Source organism: Scandinavium sp., from assembly GCF_036271055.1.
Classification (GTDB): domain Bacteria; phylum Pseudomonadota; class Gammaproteobacteria; order Enterobacterales; family Enterobacteriaceae; genus Scandinavium.
The window spans coordinates 20374-32506 of sequence record NZ_DATBBJ010000081.1 but is presented as its reverse complement, the minus strand read 5'-3'; the positions used below and the strand labels follow the sequence as shown (position 1 = coordinate 32506).

Here is a 12133-nt window from a genome sequence, read left to right as displayed (position 1 = left end):
GCCAAACGGCTGGCATCTCCAATGCAGAGGTGTCAGTCAATAAACATGGCGGGGGAAATCCCGAAGCGTTTTGACAATTTTTTGGCATGTTCGAGAGTTAATTTACGTTTGCCATTCAGCACGCGGGAGACCATCGATTTACTGCCGATTTCCGGGAAATCGGAGAGCGTCAGTTGATACTGGTTAATCAGGGTATGGAGCATGGCAACGCCACTGGGCATAGAATTCATTAGAGCCAAAAATTCTGCAAATTCCGGCGCCGATTTTTCATAAACCGCGATGCTGTTGCAGGCTATATCTAACAATGGATGATCAGGATCGTTAAGAAGAAGGTATTCCACAAATTCAAGCGCTTCTTCGTGCTGCTCTGCGTTTTGTATCGCGAGCAGAAAGGGAGCTGTAGATGCCAGCACTTCGCCAGCCTTCAGAATGTCAGCAATAACCATTTGTTTTTCCTTTTCCTTCGGTGAATCGCTGTGAATGAATCGTATTCTTTGTGCGTAAAAACATGACGAACATAAAATTTCTGGCTTTCAAAAAAGATAAGCGCGACCAGGCGAAGTTCGTTATGTCCCAGATTAATCACGTAATATTTATCAAGGTACTTGAAATTATCCAGGGTTGAAAACACGGCCCTGAGATTATCTGGACCTTTAAAATAACCTTTGGAAACCAGCGAACCTAACGCCAGTAACTCCTGTTCGTGCTGGGGAAATTTCTTCGCAGAGGCCTTAAGCGTTAGCAAGTGCATTTCATCATATCCCTGATAATGTGGTTAGGCAATGAACAAAGTTGCCATAATGGCAACTTTCATTCGCCAGCATTCCAGGAAGAAATTACGGTAAAAAGGGGAAGAGAGACCAGAGGAGAAGCGGATTTAATGACTATAAATTAACGCGTTGCGAGCAGCATTCCAAAAAATGGCCCGACAGGCTATTACGCCGCCGGGCATTAAAACTAGCGAGTACGCCCTAACTTCACTGCTTTGAGGATCACAAACTTTTGGTTGGTGGCGACGGTGGTGCAGTTACCAAAAATCTTCTTCAGTTTGTGGAAATAGTCGAGGTGGCGGTTGGCGACGATCACCAGTTCCCCGTTGATTTTCAGGCAACGACGGGCATGGTGGAACATTTCCCATGCGATGTTATCGGTCAGCGCGTGCTGCTGATGGAATGGCGGGTTACACAATATCGCGTTGAAGCGGAACGGCTCTACACCTGACAACGCGTTGTTGATCATGAATTCGCAGCGGTCGAGCGCTTCTGGCATGTTGGTTTCAACATTCAGACGGCTCGAACTGACCGCCATTGGCGATTCATCCACAAAGACCACATTCGCCAGCGGGTTACGTTCCAGCAGGCTCAGGCCAATCACACCATTGCCGCAACCGAGATCAACGATCTCGCCTTCCAAATCTTTCGGCAGATGCTCCATAAAGAAGCGCGCGCCGATATCCAGCCCAGTGCGTGAGAAAACGTTCGCGTGGTTGTGGATGGTCCAGTCGGTGCCTTCCAGCGGCCAGCTGATCACTTGATCGACGTCTTTCAGAGCAGGCGCGCTGAAAGTGCTGTTAATCAGACGCGATTTTTTCCACGCCAGCGTAGTGGTGGTCGGACCGAGAATTTTCTCGAACAGTTCAATCGTCGAGTTGTGGATATCACGCGTTTTTGCACCCGCGATAATGCGTGTTTCCGGTGTCGCCACAGCACGTAATGCGCGCAGTTGCTGTTCAAGCAGTGCCAGCGTTTTCGGGATTTTGATCAATACAACCGCAGGTTCCTGCGGATATTCACCTGTGCTATCGCGGAAGGTGACGCTGTTTTCTGCGATATCGTTGTGGCGCAAGTTTTCGCGCGTTGCGAGCTCACTTAAGTACGAATCGCCGATGCTGTACGGTTGGTACTCTGCCAGCGCGCAGGCCAGTGCGCCAAAGGTGTCGTTAAAGACGAGGACCGGGCCGCTGATGTCAGTGCCGTCCAACTGTTGCAGCAGATATTCATCTGCCGCTTCCCACGCTTGCAGCGGGCTAACGTCGTCCGTTTCCGGGAAACGTTTTAAATTCAGTGAACGAAAACCGTTGTCTGATTGGCTCATCGGCCCTCCTGGATGGTAAAATTCGGTGGTGTCCCCTTTTCGGGGTGCGTGAGTATACCCTTTTTTCCCGCAATTCGAGACAAGCATGAGCGAACTGACGTATTTAAGCGGTTATCCCGAGCATCTTCTCGCTCAGGTTCGCACCCTGATTGCCGAGCAGCGCCTTGGCGAGGTGCTGCAAAAGCGCTATCCCGAGAAGCACGACATTACTAACGATAAAGCGCTGTGGGAATTCACGCAAAGCCTGAAAAACCGCTATATGCGGAGCGCCCCGCCGATCAACAAAGTGGCATTCGACAACAAAATCCACGTGCTGAAAAATGCGTTGGGTTTACACACAGCGATTTCCCGTATTCAGGGCGGCAAGCTCAAAGCCAAAGCGGAAATTCGCGTGGCGACCGTGTTTCGCCAGTCGCCGGAAGCCTTTCTGCGGATGATCGTGGTGCATGAACTGGCACACCTGAAAGAGAAAGATCACAACAAAGCGTTCTATCAGCTGTGCTGTCATATGGAACCGCAGTATCACCAGTTAGAGTTTGATACCCGCCTGTGGCTGACGGCGCTTTCGCTGCCGGGTTCTGCGTGAGTGCGCACTGGTTTTGTCATCATGGCGTGCTAAAGTGGCAAAAGGCCCCTTCTTCGGAGTACGTTAATTCTCATGATACGTTTCGCAGTCATTGGCACAAACTGGATCACTCGCCAGTTTGTCGATGCCGCCCATGAAACCGGCAACTATAAATTAACCGCCGTTTATTCCCGCAGTCTTGAGCAAGCCCAGGCTTTCGCTAACGATTATCTGGTTGAACATCTCTTCACTTCGCTTGAAGAGATGGCGCAAAGCGATGCCATTGATGCGGTGTATATTGCCAGCCCGAACTCCCTGCACTTCCCGCAAACCAAACTGTTCCTGAGCCATAAAAAGCATGTGATTTGCGAGAAGCCACTGGCGTCGAATATTTGCGAAGTGGAAGCCGCCATTGCGCTGGCGCGTGAAAATCAGGTGGTGCTGTTCGAAGCGTTCAAAACCGCCAGCCTGCCGAATTTCCTGCAGTTGCAGCAGTCGCTGAGCAAAGTCGGCAAGGTGCGTAAAGCGCTGATTAACTACTGCCAGTATTCATCGCGCTATCAGCGTTATCTCGACGGTGAAAACCCAAACACCTTTAATCCTGCGTTCTCTAATGGATCGATTATGGATATCGGTTTCTATTGCCTCGCCTCAGCGGTGGCCCTGTGGGGCGAGCCGCACAGTGTTAACGCGAGCGCTGCTCTGCTGGAGAGCGGCGTGGATGCCCATGGCGTGGTGGTGCTGGATTACGGCGATTTCAGCGTAACGCTGCAGCATTCCAAAGTCAGCGATTCTGTCCTGCCGAGTGAAATTCAGGGCGAAGAAGGCTCGTTGGTTATCGAAAAAATCTCCGAATGCCAGAAAGTGTCGTTCGTACCGCGCGGCGGCAAAGCGCAGGATCTGACTCAGCCGCAGCACATCAATACCATGCTGTATGAAGCTGAACTCTTTGCGCGTCTGGTGGAAGAGAACGAAGTTAATCATCCAGGGCTGACGGTGAGCCGTATTACCGCGAAACTGTCGACCGAAATTCGGCGTCAAACCGGTGTCGTGTTCCCGGCAGATGGCGTTAACGAGACGCTTCCCGCGTAAAGCTGTGTAAAACAATGGTTATGGGCCATTGACGCCATCAATGGCCTGTAATATTTTGACACACGCAAAGGGGAGTAACTTGTTAGCCGGTGGATCGTCATTACGGTGCGAAAGCATCCGGTCGCCGGGCAACAGGAAAGAGATTCGTTACTGATTTCTTTCCTGTTGTAAGTGAGACCTTGCCGAAAGGCGAGGTCCGAGCAAAAAATCCTGCAACGGCTATCGTCTTTTGGACGTTAGCCGTTTTTTTTGCTTAAGGGATAGATTATGAATACTGTCGGCACACCGTTACTTTGGGGCGGATTTGCTGTTGTGGTCGTCATTATGTTGGCGATCGATTTACTGCTGCAAGGCCGTCGTGGCGCGCAAACCATGACCATGAAACAGGCGGCGAGTTGGTCGCTGGTGTGGGTTACGCTGTCATTGCTGTTTAATCTCGCGTTCTGGTGGTATCTCGCGCAGACACAGGGTCGTGCGGTGGCAGACCCGCAGGCAATGGCGTTCCTCACCGGTTATCTGATTGAGAAAGCGCTGGCAGTCGATAACGTCTTCGTTTGGTTAATGCTGTTTAGCTACTTTGCTGTGCCTGCGGCGTTGCAACGTCGGGTGCTGATTTACGGCGTATTGGGCGCGATTGTGCTGCGTACGATCATGATCTTCACCGGTAGCTGGCTTATCTCGCAGTTTGAGTGGTTGCTGTACGTGTTCGGCGCGTTCCTGCTGTTCACCGGTATCAAAATGGCGCTGGCGAAAGAAGACGACGGCGGGATTGGCGACAAACCGCTGGTGCGTTGGATCCGCAGCCATCTGCGCATGACCGATAAAATCGAAAACGAACACTTCTTCGTGCGTAAGAATGGCCTGCTGTACGCCACGCCGCTGCTGCTGGTGCTGATTTTAGTTGAACTGAGTGATGTGATTTTCGCGGTAGACAGCATTCCGGCTATCTTCGCGGTGACCACCGATCCGTTCATCGTCCTGACGTCGAACCTGTTTGCGATCCTCGGCCTGCGTGCGATGTATTTCCTGCTGGCGGGCGTGGCAGAGCGCTTCTCGATGCTCAAATACGGCTTGTCGATTATCCTGGTGTTTATCGGTATCAAAATGCTGATTATCGACTTCTTCCATATCCCAATCGCTATTTCGCTGGGCGTGGTATTTGGCATTCTGGTGGTGACGCTGCTGATTAATATGTGGGTCAATCATCAGCATGATAAAAAGAAAATAGAGAACTAATTGTCATACGACCCGGCATGTCCGGGTCTTTTTTTTGTGGTTTATGTCAATTAACTGTTATGTGACAGTTAAAAAATAAGACATGGACGAAATAATCAGCATCTTCCCCTTCCCTGAAGCCTGAACATCCTTATACTCAACCATGCAAACATTTGTTACATCCTGTTAACTGCGACCGAAAGAGCCGCCGGGATGGAACCACATTACGACTGAAGGAAGAGTTTAATGACGACACAACGCCCCTCTGGCTTATTCCAGCGTCTCGCTGGTGGCAGCCTGGTAAAACAAATTCTGGTGGGCCTGGTTCTGGGTGTTTTACTGGCCTGGATCTCTAAACCAGCCGCCGAGGCCGTTGGCCTGTTCGGTACTCTGTTCGTCGGCGCGCTGAAAGCGGTCGCTCCGGTACTGGTACTGATGCTGGTTATGGCGTCCATTGCCAACCACCAACACGGACAAAAAACCAGTATTCGCCCGATCCTGTTCCTGTATCTGCTGGGAACTTTCTCCGCCGCGCTGACTGCTGTGCTGTTTAGTTTCTTGTTCCCTTCAACGCTGCACCTGAGCAGCGCTGCGGGCGATATCACGCCGCCATCAGGCATCGTTGAAGTATTGCGTGGCCTGCTGATGAGCATGGTCGCCAACCCCATCGACGCACTGCTGAATGCCAATTACATCGGGATTCTGGTGTGGGCCGTGGGTCTGGGCTTTGCGCTGCGTCACGGTAACGAGTCCACCAAAAATCTGGTGAACGATGTCTCCAACGCTGTCACCTTTATGGTGAGAGTGGTCATTCGCTTCGCGCCAATCGGGATTTTCGGTCTGGTGTCGTCCACGCTCGCAACGACCGGTTTTGAAACACTGTGGAGCTACGCGCATCTGCTGGTGGTGTTGGTGGGTTGTATGCTGCTGGTGGCGCTGGTGGTTAACCCGCTGCTGGTATTCTGGAAAATTCGCCGTAACCCGTATCCGCTGGTACTGATGTGTCTGCGTGAAAGTGGCGTGTATGCCTTCTTTACTCGTAGTTCTGCGGCCAACATCCCTGTGAACATGGCACTGGCTGAGAAACTGAACCTGGATCGCGATACCTATTCCGTTTCGATTCCGTTGGGTGCGACCATCAATATGGCGGGTGCGGCGATCACCATCACCGTGCTGACACTGGCGGCAGTGAATACGTTAGGTATTCCGGTCGACCTGCCAACCGCGCTGCTGCTGAGCGTTGTTGCGGCCCTGTGCGCTTGTGGCGCATCGGGCGTGGCGGGTGGTTCTCTGCTGCTGATCCCATTGGCGTGTAACATGTTCGGTATCCCGAACGATGTGGCGATGCAGGTGGTTGCTGTTGGCTTTATCATCGGTGTGTTGCAGGACTCCTGCGAAACCGCGCTGAACTCCTCTACCGACGTGTTGTTCACCGCCGCAGCCTGTCTGGCTGACGATGAGCGCCTGGCAAAAGACGCGCTGCGAAGCTAATCTTTGCCCCTTCCGCTTCCGAGTGGATGACACAAAAAGAAACGGCGCTTCAGATTATGAAGCGCCGTTTTTGTTTTAAAGCTTTAGAGCGTGACGCCAGATTTAAACAGCGCCAGTTCGCGGAAGTCATTCTTTTCGTTGCAGGTTTGCTTGCCGTTGGCGAACTCGACGATGGCATCGACGAATTCGGTCAGCAGTTCCGGCATCGCTTTGCCGTGGATTAACTGCCCGGCATCGAAGTCTATCCAGTGTTTTTTCTTCGCCGCCAGTTCGCTGTTGGTGGCGATTTTCACCGTTGGCACAAAACCGCCATACGGTGTGCCGCGTCCGGTACTGAACAGCACCATATGACAGCCCGCTCCGGCCAGTGCGCTGGTCGCAATGGCATCATTACCCGGTGCGCTCAGCAGATTCAGACCGTGGGTTTTCAGACGCTCGCCGTAGCGCAATACGTCAACCACCTGGCTGGAACCCGCTTTCTGCGTACAGCCGAGCGATTTCTCTTCCAACGTAGTGATCCCGCCCGCCTTGTTGCCCGGCGAGGGATTCTCGTAAATCGGCTGGTTATGCGCGATGAAGTACTGTTTGAAATCGTTCACCATCGTGACCGTCTTCTCAAACGTGGCTTCGTCGCGGCAATGGCTCATTAAAATCTGCTCTGCGCCAAACATCTCCGGCACTTCCGTCAACACTGTCGTGCCGCCGTTGCCAATCACATAGTCGGAGAAACGCCCGAGCATTGGGTTAGCGGTTATCCCGGACAAACCATCCGAGCCGCCGCATTCGAGGCCAAATTTTAGTTCGCTAAGCTTGCCCGGCTCACGTTTGTCGTGACGCATGACTTCATAAAGCTGATGCAGTTGCTCCAGACCCGCCTCCACTTCATCGTCCTGCTTCTGACAAATCATGAACTGCACGCGGTCAGCATCGAATTCACCCAGCGTTTCACGGAAAACATCGACCTGATTGTTTTCACAACCGAGGCCAATCACCAACACGGCCCCGGCATTCGGGTGACGCACCATGTTTTGCAGCATGGTGCGGGTGTTGATGTGATCGTCGCCGAGCTGTGAACACCCGTAGGTGTGGCTGAACAGGAACACGCCGTCGGTGCCTTCGGCATCGTTAGTCTCTTTCAGAAAACGGTTCTGAATTTGACGCGCAATGCCGTTTACGCAGCCGACCGTCGGCAGGATCCACAATTCATTACGCACGCCCACTTCACCGTTCGCACGGCGATAGAGTTGTACGTCACGATCGCCCGCCTGACTCAGTTCGGTATGAAGATCCGGTTGATAGCTGTACTCGTCCAAATCGCTGAGATTGGTCCGCGTATTGTGGGAATGAATATGTTCCCCTGGCGCAATGTCCGCCAGCGCATGACCAATCGGCAGACCATATTTGACGACGTTTTCGCCCTTCGCAATCGCGCAAAGCGCAAATTTATGCCCGCGCACGACATCGGACAACAGTCGTACTGTCTGACCTTCCACGGTCACTTCCTGCCCCGCCGCGATATCAGCCAGCGCGACGACTACGTTGTCCAGCGAATGGATTTTGATGTATTGCATATCAACCAACCTTAATGCCCGGTATTAGTTCAGTTCAATGGCGAAGTAGTCACGCGCATTGTTAAAGCAGATGTTTTTCACCATCTCGCCCAGCAGTTGGATATCCGCAGGTGCTTCACCCGCCGCCACCCAACGGCCGATCATCTGGCACAGAATGCGGCGGAAATATTCATGACGGGTATAAGACAGGAAGCTGCGGCTGTCGGTCAGCATGCCGACAAAGCGGCTCAACAGGCCGAGCTGCGCCAGTTGGGTCATCTGACGTTCCATGCCGTCTTTCTGATCGTTGAACCACCAGCCGGAACCGAACTGCATTTTGCCCGGCATCCCTTCGCCCTGGAAGTTGCCGATCATCGTACCCAGCACTTCGTTATCGCGCGGGTTCAGGCAGTAGAGAATGGTTTTCGGCAGCAGGTTTTCTTCGTTCTGTTTGCTCAGCAGTTTCGACAACTCTTCCGCCAGCGGACGGTCGTTGATCGAGTCAAAACCGACATCAGCGCCAATCAGTTTGAACTGGCGTTGGTTGTTATTGCGCAGCGCACCAATGTGGTACTGCTGTACCCAACCGCGACGAGCATATTCACCGCCAAGCCATACCAGCACAGCCGTTTTGAACTGCGCCACTTCACGCTCGCTTAGCGCTTCACCGGACAGGCGACGCGCCAGAATAGCGTCCAGCTCTGCGTCGGTGGCATCGGCAAACAGCACCACGTCCAGCGCATGATCCGACACTTTACAGCCGTGGGCCGCAAAGTGATCCAGACGGCGGCCCAGCGCAGTTTGCAGATCGCTGAAACGACGAATGTCGGTATCCGACACTTCGCCGAGCTTCGCGATGTAATCGTTAAAGGTTGCCTGCTCAATATTGAACGCCTTATCCGGACGCCAGCTCGGCAGCACTTTTACGTCGAAACTGGTGTCTTTGGCGACGATCGCGTGATGTTCCAGGGAATCGATCGGATCGTCAGTCGTACCGACCATCTTCACATTCATCTGCTTCATGATCCCACGCGCGGAAAACTGATCCTGCGCCAGCAGATCGTTGCACTGGTTCCAGATCTCATCGGCCGTCGACGGCGACAGTAATTTGCCGGTGATGCCAAACGGACGGCGCAGTTCGAGATGCGTCCAGTGATACAGCGGGTTCCCGATGGTGTGCGGCACGGTCGCCGCCCACGCATCAAATTTTTCACGGTCGGATGCGTCGCCGGTACACAGACGCTCAGCCACGCCGTTGGTGCGCATCGCACGCCATTTATAGTGGTCGCCTTTCAGCCAGATGTCATACAGGTTTTTAAACCGATAATTTTCGGCAACCTGCTGCGGCGGAAGGTGGCAGTGGTAGTCGAAAATCGGCTGGTCTTTGGCGTAGTCGTGATACAGACGGCGAGCAAATTCGGTGTCGAGCAGGAAATCTTCGGTCATAAACGGCGTCATTATCGTCTTCCTCGTTAAGAGTGCGTCAGATGCTTAACTGCAATGACGCAAAGTTATCACACCAATTCCCTGTCACCGAAAAATTTTTCGTGAGTCAGATCAATAAAAACGGACAAAAAAAGTAACCAGAAAGAAGTAAACAACGCGCTAAGCCGCATAGACTCAGGCTTTGCACGCCTGGGATAAAGACCCTACGGTTATTCCAGCATTTGTGACGGTTCTCACCTTTTAAAGTTGTATGACAAGTTATCGTTTGCCCCGTCGCAACCTATCAGCCGACGGAATGCATTACCGATGATTCAGTCATCGGAATTACCGGTACGGATACCGAATTAGCAGGATTACTGATGGCAAGGTTCGGGCCGTTACAGGTTATCTGTTACGCCCCCCGTTACTTAAACATCCTCCCTCCGCCGAGGAAGATGACCGCGCGGTGCGCGGATAATACAAAATGACGAGGTTTTAGATGCGTAAAATTAAAGGGTTACGTTGGTACATGATCGCACTGGTGACGTTAGGCACCGTGCTCGGTTACCTCACTCGTAACACCGTGGCTGCCGCCGCGCCAACCCTTATGCAGGAACTGCATATTTCCACCCAGCAATATTCTTATATTATCGCGGCTTATTCAGCGGCTTATACCGTCATGCAGCCTGTTGCAGGCTACGTTCTTGATTTGCTCGGCACCAAAGTCGGTTACGCAATGTTCGCGGTCCTTTGGGCTGTGTTCTGCGGCGCAACAGCGTTGGCAGGCAGTTGGGGTGGACTGGCCGTGGCGCGTGGCGCGGTCGGTGCAGCAGAAGCCGCGATGATCCCGGCAGGTCTGAAGGCCAGCTCCGAGTGGTTCCCGGCGAAAGAGCGTTCGGTTGCCGTCGGCTACTTCAACGTTGGTTCTTCCATTGGCGGCATGATTGCGCCGCCACTGGTCGTGTGGGCGATTGTGATGCACAGCTGGCAAATGGCGTTCGTCATCTCCGGCGTGCTGAGCTTCGCATGGGCGATGGCGTGGCTGATTTTCTACAAGCATCCACGTGACCAGAAAAAACTTACCGATGAAGAGCGTGATTACATCATCGGCGGTCAGGAAGCACAGCATCAGACCGACAACGGCAAGAAAATGTCTGCCTGGCAGATTATCCGTAACCGCCAGTTCTGGGGCATTGCGCTGCCACGCTTCCTGGCAGAACCGGCCTGGGGTACGTTCAACGCCTGGATCCCACTGTTCATGTTTAAAGTCTATGGCTTTGACCTGAAACACATCGCGATGTTTGCCTGGATGCCGATGCTGTTCGCTGACCTCGGCTGTATCGTTGGCGGCTATTTACCCCCGCTGTTCCAGCGTAAGTTCGGCGTGAACCTGATTGTTTCGCGTAAATTAGTGGTGACCATGGGCGCCCTTCTGATGATTGGCCCTGGCATGATTGGCCTGTTCACAAGTCCGTATGTCGCGATTGCCCTGCTGTGCGTCGGCGGTTTTGCTCACCAGTCACTGTCCGGCGCGCTGATTACGCTCTCTTCCGACGTGTTTGGTCGTAATGAAGTCGCAACCGCTAACGGTCTGACCGGCATGGCGGCCTGGACCGCGAGCACCCTGTTTGCTCTGGTCGTTGGTGCGCTGGCAGATACCCTTGGCTTCAGCCCGCTGTTTGCGGTGCTGGCAGTGTTCGACCTACTGGGCGCAGTGGTCATCTGGACCGTGCTGCAAAACAAACCGGCAGCCGAAAACGCACAGACCATCGGCGGCACGGCAACGCAGAGCTAAGCCTTATCACACCTGCGATGAAGCCGCCTTCGGGCGGCTTTTTGCCGTGAAGAAAGTGGAGAGTTTTCCATAAAAGTGGTATAACAAATCTCTCATGCCGTACGTTGCCTGGAGCGCAGATGGAAATCACGGAACCCCGCCGTTTATATCAACAGCTTGCCGCTGAGCTGAAAAATCGCATTGAGCAAGGCGTTTATCTTGTGGGCGACAAACTGCCTGCGGAACGTTTTATTGCCGATGAGAAAAGCGTCAGCCGCACGGTTGTCCGTGAAGCCATCATTATGCTGGAAGTTGAAGGCTACGTTGAAGTGCGTAAAGGCTCCGGCATTCATGTGATTTCCAGCACCGCCAAACACAACACCGTTCCGGATGAATCCCTCGAATTTGCCAATTACGGCCCATTCGAACTGCTTCAGGCCCGTCAGCTTATCGAAAGTAATATCGCCGAATTCGCAGCGACTCAGGTCACCAAGCAGGACATCATGAAGCTGATGGAAATCCAGGAAAAAGCGCGTAAAGAGAAGTGCTTCCGTGACTCCGAGTGGGATTTGCAATTCCACGTACAGGTCGCACTGGCAACGCAAAACACGGCACTGGCCGCCATTGTCGAAAAGATGTGGACCCAGCGCGTGCATAACCCGTACTGGAAAAAACTGCATGACCATATTGATCTGCGCACGGTCGACAACTGGTGCGACGATCACGATCAAATCCTCAAAGCCTTGATCCGCAAAGATCCGCACGGGGCAAAACTGGCGATGTGGCAGCATCTTGAAAACACCAAATTGATGCTGTTTAACGAAACCAGCGATGATTTTGAATTCAACGCTGACCGCTACTTATTTGCCGAAAATCCAGTCGTTCATCTCGATACCGCCGCGAAATAAGACTTTCCTTACCCTTAGC

11 protein-coding genes are annotated in these 12133 nt (G+C 52.9%); 6 read left to right on the top strand and 5 right to left on the bottom strand.

All coding sequences use genetic code 11. The annotated features are described in order from the left end of the window. Positions 1 to 32 precede the first annotated feature (32 nt). The 3 genes from VH187_RS18425 to rlmG form a co-directional block, all read right to left on the bottom strand. On the bottom strand, positions 33 to 446 hold the full coding sequence (locus VH187_RS18425; RefSeq protein WP_329702903.1) for a helix-turn-helix domain-containing protein: 414 nt from the start codon (positions 444 to 446) through the stop codon (positions 33 to 35). Then, complete coding sequence (locus tag VH187_RS18420) at positions 425 to 751, bottom strand: type II toxin-antitoxin system HigB family toxin (RefSeq protein ID WP_329702902.1); 327 nt, start codon at positions 749 to 751, stop codon at positions 425 to 427. The genes VH187_RS18425 and VH187_RS18420 overlap by 22 nt, the downstream gene beginning before the upstream one ends. 206 nt (positions 752 to 957) lie before the next feature. Beyond that, entirely contained in the window at positions 958 to 2094 is a 1137-nt protein-coding gene (gene rlmG / locus VH187_RS18415; RefSeq protein ID WP_329702901.1) for a 23S rRNA (guanine(1835)-N(2))-methyltransferase RlmG, read from the bottom strand. An 85-nt stretch (positions 2095 to 2179) separates the two neighbouring features. Here rlmG and VH187_RS18410 point away from each other — a divergent pair, with 85 nt between their 5' ends. The 4 genes from VH187_RS18410 (at position 2180) to sstT (ending at position 6457) form a co-directional block, all read left to right on the top strand. Further along, positions 2180 to 2680: a M48 metallopeptidase family protein gene (locus VH187_RS18410; RefSeq protein WP_329702900.1), complete on the top strand. Its 501-nt coding sequence runs from the start codon at positions 2180 to 2182 to the stop codon at positions 2678 to 2680. Positions 2681 to 2752: 72 nt separating this feature from the next. After that, positions 2753 to 3751 carry a Gfo/Idh/MocA family protein gene (locus VH187_RS18405; protein WP_329702899.1) on the top strand — a complete coding sequence of 333 codons (999 nt, stop codon included), beginning with the start codon at positions 2753 to 2755 and terminating at the stop codon, positions 3749 to 3751. A 267-nt stretch (positions 3752 to 4018) separates the two neighbouring features. Continuing rightward, the gene (locus VH187_RS18400) at positions 4019 to 4987 is read left to right on the top strand and encodes a TerC family protein (protein ID WP_329702898.1); all 969 of its coding nucleotides are present in this window, start codon (positions 4019 to 4021) and stop codon (positions 4985 to 4987) included. A gap of 225 nt (positions 4988 to 5212) precedes the next feature. Further along, the gene (gene sstT / locus VH187_RS18395; protein WP_329702897.1) at positions 5213 to 6457 is read left to right on the top strand and encodes a serine/threonine transporter SstT; all 1245 of its coding nucleotides are present in this window, start codon (positions 5213 to 5215) and stop codon (positions 6455 to 6457) included. Positions 6458 to 6540: 83 nt separating this feature from the next. Here sstT and VH187_RS18390 read toward each other — a convergent pair whose 3' ends face one another. Both VH187_RS18390 and uxaC read right to left on the bottom strand, forming a co-directional pair. Continuing rightward, positions 6541 to 8028: a UxaA family hydrolase gene (locus VH187_RS18390; protein ID WP_329702896.1), complete on the bottom strand. Its 1488-nt coding sequence runs from the start codon at positions 8026 to 8028 to the stop codon at positions 6541 to 6543. A gap of 24 nt (positions 8029 to 8052) precedes the next feature. Then, positions 8053 to 9465, bottom strand: a complete 1413-nt coding sequence (gene uxaC, locus VH187_RS18385) for a glucuronate isomerase (protein ID WP_329702895.1) — start codon at positions 9463 to 9465, stop codon at positions 8053 to 8055. 466 nt (positions 9466 to 9931) lie between these two features. Here uxaC and VH187_RS18380 point away from each other — a divergent pair, with 466 nt between their 5' ends. Continuing rightward, entirely contained in the window at positions 9932 to 11227 is a 1296-nt protein-coding gene (locus VH187_RS18380) for an MFS transporter (RefSeq protein ID WP_329702894.1), read from the top strand. A 119-nt stretch (positions 11228 to 11346) separates the two neighbouring features. Further along, the gene (gene exuR, locus VH187_RS18375; protein WP_329702893.1) at positions 11347 to 12114 is read left to right on the top strand and encodes a transcriptional regulator ExuR; all 768 of its coding nucleotides are present in this window, start codon (positions 11347 to 11349) and stop codon (positions 12112 to 12114) included. Positions 12115 to 12133: the final 19 nt, after the last annotated feature.